At 63.4% G+C, this 12,180-nt stretch carries 12 protein-coding genes; 6 read left to right on the forward strand and 6 right to left on the reverse strand.

Translation table 11 applies throughout. The features are described 5' to 3' along the window. Positions 1–128 precede the first annotated feature (128 nt). Positions 129–821: an alpha/beta hydrolase gene (locus Cth01_RS18240; protein ID WP_045840023.1), complete on the forward strand. Its 693-nt coding sequence runs from the start codon at positions 129–131 to the stop codon at positions 819–821. Here the strand turns inward: Cth01_RS18240 and Cth01_RS18245 are convergent. The 3 genes from Cth01_RS18245 to Cth01_RS18255 form a co-directional block, all read right to left on the reverse strand. Beyond that, complete coding sequence (locus tag Cth01_RS18245) at positions 815–1,147, reverse strand: SMR family transporter (RefSeq protein ID WP_034359382.1); 333 nt, start codon at positions 1,145–1,147, stop codon at positions 815–817. The two genes, Cth01_RS18240 and Cth01_RS18245, sit on opposite strands and share 7 nt — an antisense overlap. 140 nt (positions 1,148–1,287) lie before the next feature. Further along, complete coding sequence (gene map, locus Cth01_RS18250) at positions 1,288–2,094, reverse strand: type I methionyl aminopeptidase (RefSeq protein WP_045840024.1); 807 nt, start codon at positions 2,092–2,094, stop codon at positions 1,288–1,290. After that, positions 2,091–2,354, reverse strand: a complete 264-nt coding sequence (locus Cth01_RS18255) for a ParD-like family protein (RefSeq protein ID WP_003063854.1) — start codon at positions 2,352–2,354, stop codon at positions 2,091–2,093. The genes map and Cth01_RS18255 overlap by 4 nt, the downstream gene beginning before the upstream one ends. Positions 2,355–2,740: 386 nt before the next feature. Between Cth01_RS18255 and Cth01_RS18260 the strand changes: the two genes are divergently transcribed. Continuing rightward, positions 2,741–4,120: an NAD(P)/FAD-dependent oxidoreductase gene (locus Cth01_RS18260; protein ID WP_012839185.1), complete on the forward strand. Its 1,380-nt coding sequence runs from the start codon at positions 2,741–2,743 to the stop codon at positions 4,118–4,120. Between the two features lies 1 nt (position 4,121). On the opposite strand, the gene Cth01_RS18265 is transcribed toward Cth01_RS18260, so the two are convergent. The 3 genes from Cth01_RS18265 to Cth01_RS18275 form a co-directional block, all read right to left on the reverse strand. Further along, a complete protein-coding gene (locus Cth01_RS18265) occupies positions 4,122–5,792 on the reverse strand; it encodes a phospholipase D family protein (RefSeq protein ID WP_045840025.1) in 1,671 nt (556 codons plus the stop codon). A 22-nt stretch (positions 5,793–5,814) separates the two neighbouring features. Next, entirely contained in the window at positions 5,815–7,422 is a 1,608-nt protein-coding gene (locus tag Cth01_RS18270; RefSeq protein WP_045840026.1) for an alkaline phosphatase D family protein, read from the reverse strand. 86 nt (positions 7,423–7,508) lie between these two features. Beyond that, positions 7,509–8,486 (reverse strand): NADPH:quinone oxidoreductase family protein, encoded by a 978-nt coding sequence (locus Cth01_RS18275; RefSeq protein ID WP_034359370.1) that lies wholly within the window; start codon positions 8,484–8,486, stop codon positions 7,509–7,511. Positions 8,487–8,609: 123 nt separating this feature from the next. On the opposite strand from Cth01_RS18275, the gene surE reads away from it, so the two are divergent. Genes surE through Cth01_RS18295 form a run of 4 tightly spaced genes read left to right on the forward strand, consistent with a single transcriptional unit; the run spans position 8,610 to position 12,112 of the window. Continuing rightward, positions 8,610–9,395, forward strand: a complete 786-nt coding sequence (surE, locus tag Cth01_RS18280; RefSeq protein WP_034359368.1) for a 5'/3'-nucleotidase SurE — start codon at positions 8,610–8,612, stop codon at positions 9,393–9,395. Next, positions 9,392–10,177 carry a protein-L-isoaspartate(D-aspartate) O-methyltransferase gene (locus Cth01_RS18285; protein ID WP_034378447.1) on the forward strand — a complete coding sequence of 262 codons (786 nt, stop codon included), beginning with the start codon at positions 9,392–9,394 and terminating at the stop codon, positions 10,175–10,177. The genes surE and Cth01_RS18285 overlap by 4 nt, the downstream gene beginning before the upstream one ends. A 13-nt stretch (positions 10,178–10,190) precedes the next feature. Beyond that, positions 10,191–11,051, forward strand: a complete 861-nt coding sequence (locus tag Cth01_RS18290) for a peptidoglycan DD-metalloendopeptidase family protein (RefSeq protein WP_034359366.1) — start codon at positions 10,191–10,193, stop codon at positions 11,049–11,051. A gap of 2 nt (positions 11,052–11,053) precedes the next feature. Further along, the gene (locus tag Cth01_RS18295) at positions 11,054–12,112 is read left to right on the forward strand and encodes an RluA family pseudouridine synthase (RefSeq protein WP_045840027.1); all 1,059 of its coding nucleotides are present in this window, start codon (positions 11,054–11,056) and stop codon (positions 12,110–12,112) included. Positions 12,113–12,180 lie beyond the last annotated feature (68 nt).

Below are 12,180 nucleotides of genomic sequence, written 5' to 3' on the forward strand. Positions count from 1 at the left end.
GGGCCGAGTACGGATCGGTCAGCCGGCTGCGGGTCTGCGCTATATTGTTTTGATAGCTGCAGTCGCAGAATGCAAAAGCGCTACAGCCTGTTTCCCATCAAATTCTGTGCTGCCTTCGGGAGTTGTCCATGAGCACATTGCCTTTGACTTATCTGGAGCGGCCCGCGCAGCTTGACGCCGGCCGGCCTGCCTGGCTGCTGGTGCTCATGCATGGCGTGGGCAGCAATGAGCAGGACCTGTTCGGCCTAGTGCCCTATGTGCCGCCGCAATTTCATGTGCTCAGTCTGCGTGCGCCCTTTGCCATGGGTATGGGTGCTTATGCCTGGTTTCAGTTCACTGTGGATGCCGATGGTACGCGCCATATCAATGTGCCGCAGGAGCAGCAGGCGCGTATCTTGCTGCAGCAGACGGTGGAGCAGGCCGCGCAGCAGCTGGACATTCCACCCGAGCGGGTGGTGCTGGGGGGCTTCAGCCAGGGCGGCATCATGAGTCTGAGTCAGTTGCTGACCCAGCCCCAGACCTTGCGTGCCGCACTGGTCTGGCACAGTCGTCTATTGCCCGAGATCGCGTCGCTGCACGCGCCCGCTGCCGCATTTGAGGGCAAGTCGGCCTGGGTCAGCCACGGCACTTATGACAATGTGATTCCGCTGACCAGCGCCCATGCCGTGCGTGACCGCCTGGCCTCCTTGCCCTTGCAACTGAGCTATCACGAGTACCCGGGCGCCCATGAGATCCGGCCCGAGGAGCTGCGCGCCAGCATGCAGTGGTTGCAGGATCTGACGCAGTCAGTGGAGGACTTCGGGGGCGAGGGCGATCAGTGACCGGCGGTCTTTGAAAACAGATTGATCACCAGCACGCCCCCCACAATCATGGCCATGCCGGCCAGAGCGGGGGCATCGAGCTTCTGGCCCTGCCAGAAGTAGGCAACGGCCGAGACCAGCACGATGCCCACGCCGGACCAGATTGCATAGGCCACGCCCGTGGGCACGGTACGCAGCGTCAGCGACAGCAGATAGAAAGAAATCGCATAGCCCACCAGGGAAACCGCGGTAGGGCCGAGCCTGGAGAAGCCTTCCGATCTGGCGAGGAAGGAGGTGGCAATCACCTCGCAGATGATGGCCAGACCCAGATACAGGTAATTTGTCATGCCGGGCACTGTAGTGCGGCTGGGGCCGGGCTGTTTCCAGGCTGGTTTCAAGACCCCGGACCGCTTCTGGCCGTTATTGCCAAACTCCAGCGGCTGTGCGCACATAGCCGAGGGCAATATGCGCGGTTCGCCGCGCTTGATCAGATGGCGGGGTAGTCGCCTGTACCCTCGGGCCAGGGGGTCAGCACCTCAAATCCGGTCTCCGTCACCAGCACCATATGCTCCCACTGGGCGGAGAGCGACTTGTCATTGGTGATCACGGTCCAACCGTCCGCCAGTTCGCGCGTGGCGGCCTTGCCGGCGTTGAGCATGGGCTCGATGGTGAAGATCATGCCGGGCTGCAGCGTCAGGCCCTGACCGGGCGTGCCGTAGTGCAGCACCTGGGGCTCGTCGTGATAGACCTTGCCGATGCCATGGCCGCAGTACTCGCGCACGATGGAAAAGCGCTCGCGTTGGGCCACGGTCTGGATGACATGCCCCACATCGCCTAGCGTGGCCCCGGGCTTGACGGAGCGGATGCCGGCCACCAGCGCTTCATAGGTGGTGTTGACCAGGCGCTTGGCCAGATTGCTGGGCTGGCCCACGTAGTACATGCGGCTGGTGTCGCCGATCCAGCCTTCGGGCGTGGTTACTGCGACGTCGACATTGATGATGTCGCCGTCCTTGAGGACCTGCTTGGTATCTGGGATGCCGTGGCAGACCACATGGTTGACCGAGGTGCACACGGTTTTGGGAAAACCATAGTAGCCCACATTGGTGGGCGTGCATTTCAGCTCGTTGACGATGTAGTCGTGGCAGATCTTGTCCAGTTCCTCTGTGCTTACGCCGGGCTGCACATGAGGGGTGAGCATGGCCAGCACCTTGGCGGCCAGGCCGCCGGCCTTGCGCGAGAGGTAGATGTCGGTGGCGTCATGAATGGGTACGACTTTCTGTTTGTCGCGCTTCATTGCATGCCTCCTACCAGGCGCACCGGACGGGGGCGGCGCACGACTGTGTCGGCTTCATGAGCGCTGGCAGGCTGCAGCTCACGCTCGGCTTGCTGCAGCAGCAGGGCGCAGATGCCTTCGTAATTGAGCTGGGGGTGATGCTCGGCCAGCTGGCCTACACGCAGCCAGTGCTCGGCCTGGGCATTGATGGAGCGGCCGAGGGCCGCGCTGGAGACACGAATCTGGTCGTGCAACTGGTCTGAAATTTTGACGATTCCCATGGCCGAGCATCATAAGGTCTGTATACGTTTCGTATATTGACAAACGCAAATTGCATGGTTGAAGCAGCGGTTTTGCCGCTGCTTGACAAGCGCTGTTCGTCGAATGGGGTTTTAAGGCCACGTCGTACGACATGGCGCTCAAGAAGTTGATAGCGCGCCACGCTTGATTGGCATTGCTTGCAGCCAGGGTTATTCAGAAAATTGAAAGCTTTCAAGGCAGACCTTGCATTCGTGCAGCTCAAGTCTTATAAAAGATATATATCATCAGTATTTGCCTTGTCCATATTGAGTTTCCTGCTATAAAAATTGAAGAACAATCAATGCGTGCCAGATATCTTGAGATGTTCTGGCGTCCGGTCACAACAGACGCAGAGTCAGGGTCGTTCATGGAAAACGCAGTCAATCAAGCAGAGCAGGGCGAGCAGCCCATCACCGAATCCCAGGAGCCGCAAGCTCGAAAGCCACAGCATCCACGCAATGGGCATGCGGCCCGCATCGTGGTCGTGGGCGGTGGTGTGGCGGGGCTGGAGGTGGCCACGGCCCTCGGCAAGCTCAAGAGTGAAAGCATTGACACGGTGACGCTGGTGGACAGCGACTCCGCCCATGTCTGGAAGCCCATGCTGCACACGATTGCAGCCGGCACTCGCGATCTGGCCCAGCAGCAGACCACTTATCTTGCTCAGGCCACCGATGCCGACTTTGCCTACCAGCCCGGCGAGATGTGCGGTCTGGACCGTGAGGCACGCGAGATTCTGCTGGCCCCCATTTATGCACCCGATGGCCGCGAGCTGGTGGCGGGTCGGCGTCTTGCCTATGACAAGCTGGTGATTGCGGTGGGCAGCGGTGCCAACGACTTCGGCACGCCCGGCGTGCATGAGCATTGCTTCATGATCGATTCGCGCCGCAAGGCCGATGCCTTCAACCAGGAAATTCGTTTGCGCATGGTGCGCTGCATGACCAGCGGCGAGCAACTGCAGGTGGCCATCGTGGGCGGCGGTGCCACCGGGGTAGAGCTGGCGGCGGAGCTGGTTCAGCTTGCAGAGAGTGCCACGGCCTACGGCGCCTTGGGCGAGGCCGCCAAGTTCCGCATCGTGCTGATCGAGGCCGGCTCGCGCCTGCTGCCCAGCTTTCCCGAGGAGATCTCCGAAGCCACGCGTGTGCGACTGCAGGCCCTGGGCGTTTCCGTGATCGTCGGCGGCCGCGTCAGCCGTGCGACCGAGCAAGGTTTCGAGCTGGCCAATGGCGAGCTGATTCCTGCCAGCCTGCGTGTCTGGGCAGCGGGGGTAAAGGCCCCGGAATTCTTGATGCAGCTGGGTTTGCAGACCACGCGCAGCAATCAGCTACTGGTCAATGACGAGATGCAGACCAGCGACCCCGATATCTATGCCCTGGGCGACTGCGCCAGCTATACCCTGCCGGGCAAGCAGGAGGCTTTGCCTCCTACGGCCCAGGTTGCCCACCAGCAGGCCCGCTATCTGATCGAGACCCTGCCCCATGTGCTGGAGCGTCCCGGTGCCAAACCCGTAGGCTTTGCCTATCGTGACTTTGGAGCCCTGGTGTCGCTTGCGCATTACGACGCCTATGGCTCGCTGGGCAAGTTCGGCCTGTTCAACGGCGGCGTGATCCGCGGCCGCATGGCCATGCTCAGCCACATCATGCTGTACCGCTCGCACCAGGCGCGGCTTTACGGCTTCTGGCGCGGCGGCCTGCTGTGGCTGATCGACCTGATGAACGCGCGGCTGCGGCCCTCCATCCGCCTGGACTGAGTTACAAAAATCCTTCGATGGGCAGCCAGCTCAGCACCCGCACCATGAAGCGCTGCCACCAGCTGGTGCCGGGGTCGGCACTGAAGGTCTGGGCTTCATGGGGCGGCTGCGGACTCTGGCCTGTCCAGCTCAGCTTGCCCTGCGCGTCCAGTTGCACCTCGTAGGCCATGTACGGCAGATGCTGATCCAGCGAGGTGCTGACCTGCTGGCTCAAGGCCGGGTCTTTGATGACCAAGCCCATTTCGGTATTGAGCATGGCCGAGCGCGGATCGAAGTTGAAGGAGCCGACAAAGAGCTGCTTGCCGTCGACCGCGAAGGTCTTGGCATGCAGGCTGGCGCCCGAGCTGCCCGTTGTGGCGGAGCTGCCGCTCAGCGCTGCAGGTGACGGAGCTTCTCGCTTGGGAGTCTTTTCGGCAGGCTCGCTCTTCCGGGTCTTGTCCGGCTCGTTGGCTGCGGGCTGGTTGCGCAGATCGATCTGGCGGCGCATTTCGTAGAGCTCCACGCCCATCTTCAGCAGCGGTTTGCGGTATTTCTCGTAGCCGGCATGCACCACGGCCACATCGGTTGCCTCCAGGCTATTGGTCAGAATGCGCACCCGCACACCTTGCTGGCGCAGATGGCCAAAGGCGCCGACTCCGGCCTGGGTGGGCACGAAATAGGGCGACACCACTTCCAGCAACTGCTGTGGCTGGCCAATCACCGGCTGGAGCTGGGACAGCAGCAAGTCCTCGGGCGCGGCTTCGCGCAGGACCTTGGCCGGGTCGTCGCTGACCAGGGTGGTCTCGGCCCATTGCAGCGGCAGTTGACCTGCCAGCAAATCGGTGCTGAAGCGGCTGCGGCTGACGGCCTTCACATAGGCCTGTGATTCGGGGCGATTCACATCGGCGTGCAGGCTTGCATAGACCTTGTCCACGGCCTGCTGTGGCATGGCGGGCAGCAGGCTGGCTGCCGGGTAGGCGGAGGGGCTGTTCCAGTAACGGTCGAACTCCGCTGCCACCTCGCCCACCACCGAGCCTGTTGCCACCACATCGAGGTCGGCGAACAGCACGCCGTCGGAGGCGGCAAAGTACTCGTCGCCGATATTGCGCCCGCCCACGATGGTGGCGGAGGAGTCGGCCGTGTAGCTCTTGTTGTGCATGCGCCGCTGGGTGCGTGCGAAGTCCGTCACATAGCCAATCGCCTTGGGCGTGCGCAGGGCGAAGGGGTTGAATAGCCGCACCTCGATTAGAGGGTGCTGGTCCAGGGCGGCCAGTGTGGCGTCCATGCCGCCGGTGCCGCCATCGTCCAAGAGCAGGCGCACGCGCACGCCGCGGTCTGCCGCAAGCAGCAACTCATCGAGCAGCAAATGGCCGGTGGTGTCGTTGCGCCAGATGTAGTACTGCACATCGAGCGTGCGCTGCGCGGCTCGGGCCAGCAGCGCTCGGGCGGCATAGGCGTCATGGGCATCGGCCAGCATATGGATGCCGCTCTGCCCAGGATGTGCCTGCTGCAGCGGCGCCAGCGCCTGGCCGAGCCGGGTTTGCAGGGCCTGCTCGGCGCTTAGGGCCTCGCTGGCCATGCGATCCGGCAGGGGAGGCAGGCCGCAGCCTGTGAGCAGCCCCGCGATCAGAAGGGCGGCCGCCGTACCGCGCCACAGGGGAAGTTCGGGTCTCGAGGCCTGTGTGTTTTGCATGACCCGAGTATGCCGCAGCGCATCAGGCGATCTTCACAGGGCCGGGGCGGCGATCTTCCACCACAAAGCGTGCCAGCGTATAGAGACTGCTGTCGGCCTGGAGCGGGTTGCTCACGGCGCGTAGCTCCGTGGTCATGGACTGCGGCGCGATATCCACGAGGCTGTAGCCACGCTCCTCGCAGCGTGCGAAAAGCACCTGAGGGTTGTGGGCCACGATGGCATCGACCCTGGCTTGTGTGGTGCCGCTGTGCGAGCTGATGGAGGTGCCGCAAAATTCGCTGGCAATCACCGGGTTGGCCCTGTCCGGGGTCTGATCGGCCTGGGCCGCAATGGCGCAGACATAGTTCTGGTGAATGTCTCCGCCGAGCAGCACGCTGTTGCGCGGCTGGCTCTCGGCAATCTGGCGCACCAGGCGCTGGCGTGCCTGGGGGTAGCCGTCCCAGCTGTCGGTCGACTGCCTGCCATTGGGATGCCTGCGGGCCGCGAACAAGGTGGTCTGCACCACGGTGCTCCAGCGGGTGGCCTCGGCCCTCTGGCGAGCATCATCCTGCAACTGCCGGGCCAGCCAGCGCTCCTGGTCCCAGCCCAGAAAACTGCGTGCCGGATCTTGCAGGGCAGGGCATTCGGCAGGGTCCACGGTGCCGGTGCTGGCCTTTCCCTCGGGGCGGCAGGCCTGCAGATCGCGGTACTGGCGGCCGTCCAGCAGATGCAGCCTGGCGAGCTTGCCCCACTGCAGGCTGCGGTACAGCGCCAGTCCCTGAGAGTTGCGCTGCAATGCGCTGTTACGCAGCGGCATGTTTTCGTAGAAAGCCTGCCAGGCCGCCATGCGCCTAGCTAAAAAGTGAGCGCTGTCCCCGCGCCCGTACTGGGCTACATAGTCGTTTTCAACCTCGTGATCGTCCCAGATGACGGACCAGTTGCACACGGCATGGGCGGCCTGCAGATGGGCATCGCTTTTGTGCAGCGCATAGCGGTCGCGGTAGTCCTGCAAGGTCTGGGCGGTACGCAGCGGCTGCGGACGCGCCAGTCCATCAGGCTTCGCCGGTTGCGCATATTCATAGATGTAGTCGCCGAGAAACAGCACCAGATCGGGCGAGGCCTGCGCGGCATCGGCCCAGGCACTGTAGAAGCCATGTTCCCAGCGCTGGCAGGAGGCCACGGCCAGACGCAGCTTGCGTACATCTGCCCCGGGCACCGGGGCGGTACGGCAGCGTGCGGTGGTGCTGAAGGCGTCGCCACAGCGGAAGCGGTAGAAATACCAGCGGTCCGGACTCAGGCCGTTGACCTGCACATGGACGGCATGGCCCCATTCGGCCCTGGCCTGAGTCTGCCCATGAGCCACGGGCTGGCGGAACTGGGCATCGTGCGCCACCTCCCAATGCACGGTCCGTGCTGCCAGGTCGGGCGCGACCGCCGTACCAAGATAGGCCAGAGGCGCTGTGAGCCGTGTCCAGATCAGGATGTTGTCGGGTTCCGGGTCGCCGCTGGCCACTCCCAGGGTGAACGGGTTGTGGGCCAGTGATTCCGTGGCGCGGGCCCAGGCGGGCAGGGCACCCACGGCCGTGGCAAGGCTGGAGGCAATCAGAAAGCGCCGGCGATCCGGCGCGGGCGTGTGGGCAGGAGAAAACATGGCGATGCTGCGGTGTCGGGGTTTTGTAGCCAGTGGCTGGAAGTATCTCCCCGAGCCCACAGGCATCGCCGCGATTTACCGCAGCTTTACGCGTTGACCAGCACCAGCTTGCCCTGTACCTGGCGCGAGCCCATGCGCTCATAGGCCGCGAACAGCTCGCTCATGGGCATGGTGCGGTCGATTACGGGCTTGATCCTGCCTTGCGCCCACCACTGTGCCAGCTCCTGCATCATGGCGGCATTGTTCTGCGGCTCGCGCTTGGCGAAGTCGCCCCAGAACACGCCGACCAGGGAAGCGCCCTTGAGCAGAGGCAGGTTCAGCGGTAGCGAGGGGATGGGGCCGGAGGCAAATCCGATGATCAGATAGCGGCCGCGCCAGGCAATGGAGCGGAAGGCAGGTTCGGCAAAATCGCCGCCTACGGGATCGTAGATCACGTCGGGTCCCTTGCCGTCTGTCGCTGCCTTGATGGCTTCACGCAGATCGCCCTGGCTGTAGTTGATGGTGAGGTCGGCGCCCTGGGCCTTGCACAGCGCACATTTCTCGTCGGTGGAGGCAGCGGCAATCACCCGGGCACCGGCCGCCTTGGCAATCTGTATGGCTGCCGTGCCCACGCCGCCCGCCGCGCCCAGCACGAGTACGGTCTCGCCGGCCTTGAGCTGACCGCGATCGATCAGCGCATGGTGGGAGGTGGCATAGGTCATGATGAAGGCGGCGGCATCGACAAAGGGGAAGTCGGCCGGCAGCGGCATGCACATGGCAGCGGGTGCCAGCGTATGCGTGGCGAACCCGCCCGTGCCCGAAAGACAGGCCACATGCTGGCCTGGCTTGAGATGTTTGACCCCTTCGCCCACGGCCTGCACTACGCCGGCATATTCCGAGCCCGGCACAAAGGGCAGGGGCGGCTTGATCTGGTATTTGTTCTGCACGATCAGCAGATCGGGAAAGTTCAGGCTGGCGGCCTTGACTTCCAGCAGCACCTGGCCGGGGCCGGGCTGTGGCGTGGGCTGCTCGGTCCATTTCAGGGTCTCGACGCCGGTGGGGGTGGTGCAAAGCCATGCGTGCATATCTTGTCTCCTGATCTTCTTGAGGTGAGATTGGGGGGAATCGGCTCGCAGATGATAGAAGTGTGGTGCGAATGCCGCGTGTCTCTGTCGTGACCTTGGAGCCGCCTACAATCCGCCTCATCCATGAAGATTCTTATTTGCAATGACGACGGCTTCCAGGCCCCAGGCATCGTGGCCCTGCACGATGCGCTGCGCACCGTGGCAGACGTCGAAGTGGTGGCGCCCGAGCACAACAACAGCGCCAAGTCCAATGCCTTGACGCTGAATGCACCGCTGTATGTGCATCAGGCCTATAACGGCTTTCGCTATGTGAACGGCACGCCAGCAGACTGCGTGCATATCGCGTTGACCGGCCTGCTTGGCTACCGGCCCGATCTGGTGGTCTCGGGCATCAACAACGGCGCCAATATGGGCGACGACACGATTTACTCGGGCACCGTGGGCGCGGCCATGGAAGGCTATCTGTTCGGCATTCCCTCGATTGCCTTCTCGCAGGTGGACAAGGGCTGGGCCGAGCTGGAAGCGGCAGCTGCCACCGCCCGTCAGATGGTTCAACAGATGCAGGCCCAGCAACTGATCGGTACTGCTCCCTGGCTGCTGAACGTGAATATTCCCAATATGCCGCTGCATGCACTCAAAAGCGTCAAGCTGTGTCGCCTGGGGCGCCGTCATGCGGCCGAGCAGGCCATTCAGCAGCAAAGCCCGCGTGGCGAGACTATGTACTGGATCGGCAGTGCCGGCGCAGCAAAGGACGACTCCGAAGGCACGGACTTCCATGCCACGGCCCACGGCCATGTCTCCATGACTCCGCTCAAGGTCGATTTGACCGATCATGAAAACCTCGGCTATTGGGCGCAGACGGCCAGCAAGCTGGCAGGTCCATCCAACACATCGGCGGCCGCATCGTGAGCGAGCGTCGTCCGCCTCAGGTCCCGGGCTGGATTGCACGCTCGGTGCAGACGGGCACCGGCGCGGCACGGCCGCCTGTTGCTCCCAAGCCCATCAATCCCTTGCGTGTGGCCGCCTCGCCGGTGGGCGTGGGGCTGGACTCATCCACGGTGCGTGCCCGCATGGCCCAGCGCATCGGTGCGGCCGGGGTCAGCAACCCTGCCGTGCTGCAGGCCATGGCCACGGTGGAGCGTCACCGCTTTGTCGACAGCGCTCTGGTCAACCAGGCCTACGAAGACACCAGTCTGCCTATCGGCATGGGCCAGACCATCTCCAAGCCCAGCATCGTGGCCCGCATGATCGAGCTGCTGCTCGACTCCGATGCGGCCCGCAACGGGCAAGGGCGCGTGCTGGAGATCGGTACGGGCTGCGGCTATCAGGCTGCAGTGCTGTCCATGCTCACCAAGGAGGTCTATTCGATAGAGCGGCTGCGCGGCCTGCATGAGAAAGCACGCAGCCATCTGCGCCCCATGCGCCTGTCGAATGTGCATCTGATTCTCGGAGATGGCATGGTAGGTTTTGCCAGTGGCGCGCCCTATGCGGGCATCATCTCCGCTGCTGGCGGTGACGTGGTGCCGCAAGAGTGGTGCGATCAGTTGGCGGTGGGCGGGCGTCTGGTGGCTCCGGTCGTGGTGGGCGCGGGTAAGCAGGCACTGCTGGTGATTGACAAGAGTTCACACGGTTTTACGCAGACAGTTTTGGAAGCAGTCAACTTTGTCCCTCTAAAATCGGGGATCGCCTAGAAGGGAATAGCTTATGTTGGTATCGCGAAGTCTTGGTGCATGGGGAACGGCTGTGCTGGCAGGTGTCATCCTGGCCGGTTGTGCTGCCCAGGCAAACAGGGCTCCTGTGGAGGATCGCGGACAGTCGGCCTCCTCGTCTTCAACTGTGGACGTCAAGTCGCTGCCCGGCGCTGAAAATGCCGGCAAGCCGGGTTACTACACGATCAAGCCTGGCGACACTCTGATCAGGATTGGTCTGGAGCACGGCCAGAGCTGGAAGGACATTGCTCGCTGGAGCAATCTGGACAATCCCAACGTGATTGAAGTCGGTCAGGTGGTGCGTGTGGTACCACCCGGACGCGAGGCGCCTGTCGCATCGTCCGGTTCGGGCCGCGGTGTCGCGCCCGTGGTTGTGGGTGGTGGCAGCGCCGCAACGACGACCACACCCGTGACTCCCCCGGCTGCAACCGCAACGCCAGTGCCATCCACGCCTGCAACAAGCCCGGCGCCTGTTGCCAAGGGTGCCGATGATGTGAACTTCATCTGGCCTGCCAGCGGCTCGTTGATTGCCGGCTTCGACGAGCAGCGCAACAAGGGCTACGACATCAGCGGCAAGGCCGGCGATCCCGTGCTGGCTGCTGCCGATGGCCGTGTGGTGTATGCCGGTGCCGGCCTGCGTGGCTACGGCAATCTCATCATCCTCAAGCACAACAACACCTATCTGACCGCCTACGCCCACAACCAGTCTCTGCTGGTCAAGGAAGATCAGGCCGTGAAGAAGGGACAGAAGATTGCCGAGATGGGCAGCACCGATGCCGATCGCGTCAAGCTGCACTTCGAGGTGCGTCGCCAGGGCAAGCCTGTCGATCCTTCGCGTTATCTGCCCTCGCGTTGAGCATGGCCTCGCAACGCAAGCAAGCCGCACAAGCCCCTGCCTCGCAGGGGCTTGTGCCTTCTGACGCGGTCGAGCAGAGCTGGGACGAAGCAGCCGAAGACGCCATTGCCTCGGCCGAGGTCGAGAACCGCGAATTCACGGTCGCCGCCGAGCATCATGGTCAGCGTGTGGACAAGGTGCTGGCGCTGGGGGTGTCCGAGTTCTCGCGCAGCTATCTGCAGCAGTTGCTGGCCGACGGTGCGGTCACTCTCAACGGCAAGGTTCTGCTCAAGCCCTCGGTCAAGGTGGCCGTGGGCGACCGCCTGAGCGTGGAAATGCGGCCCACCCAGCAGAGCATGGCTTTCCAGCCCGAGACCATGGATCTGCAGGTAGTCTATGAGGACGAGGATCTGCTGGTCATCAACAAGCCTGCGGGTCTGGTGGTGCATCCGGCGCCCGGCAACTGGACGGGCACATTGCTCAACGGCCTGCTGGCGCGTGACGAAAAGGCGCGTCAGATGCCGCGTGCCGGCATTGTTCACCGGCTGGACAAGGACACCAGCGGTTTGATGGTGGTGGCGCGCAATCGCAGCACCATGGATGCGCTCATCAAGATGATTGCCGCGCGCGATGTGAGTCGCCAGTATCTGGCGCTTGCCCACAAGCAATGGGGCAGCCGCAAGCGTCGCGAAGTCGATGCGCCGATCGGCCGCGATCCGCGCAACCGTCTGCGCATGGCGGTGGTGGACCTGAATCTGCATCCCGGCAAGCAGGCGCGTACCGACTTCGATCTGCTCGATGGCGATGCCGCGCACAGCCTGGTGCGCTGCACGCTGCACACCGGACGCACGCACCAGATTCGGGTGCACATGGCTTCGCTTGGTCATCCGCTGATAGCCGATACGCTGTATGGCGGCCAGCCCGAGGGCGGGCTGGAGCGCCAGGCACTGCATGCCTTCAGGCTGGCCTTTGAGCACCCTGTGACGAAAAAGCCGCTGGTCCACTATGCGCCGCTGCCACAAGACATGGCCGGTGCACTGGATTTATGGGGTCTGCGTTACAATCTGCCGGAAAGCCTCTGACCATCACTCGCATGGCATCTTTGGGGCGCTTCCCTCTCTTCTTAGAATCAGGCGTCCCACCGCAGTCG

This window comes from Comamonas thiooxydans (assembly GCF_000964545.1).
Lineage (GTDB): Bacteria > Pseudomonadota > Gammaproteobacteria > Burkholderiales > Burkholderiaceae_C > Comamonas > Comamonas thiooxydans.

What these genes read in the sequence shown, in the direction of transcription:
- Cth01_RS18240 (WP_045840023.1), top strand. Translation starts at nt 129, where the DNA reads ATGAGCACATTGCCTTTGACTTATCTGGAGCGGCCCGCGCAGCTTGAC.
- Cth01_RS18245 (WP_034359382.1), bottom strand. Translation starts at nt 1,147, where the DNA reads ATGACAAATTACCTGTATCTGGGTCTGGCCATCATCTGCGAGGTGATT.
- map (WP_045840024.1), bottom strand. Translation starts at nt 2,094, where the DNA reads ATGAAGCGCGACAAACAGAAAGTCGTACCCATTCATGACGCCACCGAC.
- Cth01_RS18255 (WP_003063854.1), bottom strand. Translation starts at nt 2,354, where the DNA reads ATGGGAATCGTCAAAATTTCAGACCAGTTGCACGACCAGATTCGTGTC.
- Cth01_RS18260 (WP_012839185.1), top strand. Translation starts at nt 2,741, where the DNA reads ATGGAAAACGCAGTCAATCAAGCAGAGCAGGGCGAGCAGCCCATCACC.
- Cth01_RS18265 (WP_045840025.1), bottom strand. Translation starts at nt 5,792, where the DNA reads ATGCAAAACACACAGGCCTCGAGACCCGAACTTCCCCTGTGGCGCGGT.
- Cth01_RS18270 (WP_045840026.1), bottom strand. Translation starts at nt 7,422, where the DNA reads ATGTTTTCTCCTGCCCACACGCCCGCGCCGGATCGCCGGCGCTTTCTG.
- Cth01_RS18275 (WP_034359370.1), bottom strand. Translation starts at nt 8,486, where the DNA reads ATGCACGCATGGCTTTGCACCACCCCCACCGGCGTCGAGACCCTGAAA.
- surE (WP_034359368.1), top strand. Translation starts at nt 8,610, where the DNA reads ATGAAGATTCTTATTTGCAATGACGACGGCTTCCAGGCCCCAGGCATC.
- Cth01_RS18290 (WP_034359366.1), top strand. Translation starts at nt 10,191, where the DNA reads ATGTTGGTATCGCGAAGTCTTGGTGCATGGGGAACGGCTGTGCTGGCA.
- Cth01_RS18295 (WP_045840027.1), top strand. Translation starts at nt 11,054, where the DNA reads ATGGCCTCGCAACGCAAGCAAGCCGCACAAGCCCCTGCCTCGCAGGGG.